At 55.9% G+C, this 245-nt stretch carries 1 protein-coding gene; it reads left to right on the top strand.

Annotated features, from left to right (window positions below):
• Positions 1 to 245 (top strand): hypothetical protein (locus LK536_RS58960; RefSeq protein WP_506092355.1); only part of this gene is annotated, 245 nt, incomplete at both ends.

Raw genomic sequence — 245 nt, 5'->3', positions numbered from 1 at the left:
AAGAAGGAGGGAAGGGGGGGGAGGAGGAGGAGGAAAAGGGGAGGAGAGGGGGAAGGAAAGGGGAGGAAGGAAGGAAGGAAAGAGGGAAGGGAAGGAAGAGGAAGAGGGGAGGGGGGAAAGGAAGGAGAAAAAGGAAGGAAAGGAAAAAGAGGAGGAGGGAAAGGAGAAAGAAGGGGAAGGAAAGAAGGAAGAAGAGGGGGAGGAGGAGGGGGAAAAAAGGCAGGGAAGAGGAGGAAAGGGGGGAG

The sequence above is a fragment of the Clostridium pacaense genome (assembly GCF_020709765.2).
Taxonomy (GTDB): Bacteria; Bacillota; Clostridia; order Lachnospirales; family Lachnospiraceae; genus Enterocloster; species Enterocloster hominis.
This window is presented reverse-complemented; position numbering and strand designations above follow the sequence as displayed.